Raw genomic sequence first — 425 nt, 5'->3', positions numbered from 1 at the left:
GCAGGGCCCGTACGGGTCCGATCCGCTGCCGGCCCGTCTCGCCGACACCGGCGGCGGCAGCCAGCTCATCACCGCCGTCGCCCCCGCCCCCGGATCCACCACCGGGCGGCTGACCTGGTGGGACCGCAGGGCGGGGCGCTGGTACGAGGCCGGCGGCGCCGACGCCCGCTTCGGCGCGAACGGCCTGACCGAGGGCGCGACCCGCACCCAGGGCACCAACACGACGCCGACGGGCCTGTACGACCTCCCGTACGCCTTCGGGATCCGCCGCGCACCGGCCGGGACGGAGTTCGGCTACCGGCGGGTGACCCCCGATTCCTGGTGGTGCCAGGACAACGCGTCGGCCGCCTACAACCGGTGGACCGAGCCGCTTCCCGCGCACTGCGCGCCCGGCGAGGCGGAGCACCTGGTCACGTACGAGAAGC

The 425-nt window shown here is 76.0% G+C and carries 1 pseudogene; it reads left to right on the top strand.

Annotation, left to right across the window (positions count from 1 at the left end):
• Window positions 1-425 (top strand): annotated as a pseudogene (locus G3I78_RS48980) (hypothetical protein); the annotation flags it as partial.

Origin of the sequence: Streptomyces sp. SID13726 (assembly GCF_010548375.1) — a bacterium.
Classification (GTDB): Bacteria; Actinomycetota; Actinomycetes; order Streptomycetales; family Streptomycetaceae; genus Streptomyces.
This window is presented reverse-complemented; position numbering and strand designations above follow the sequence as displayed.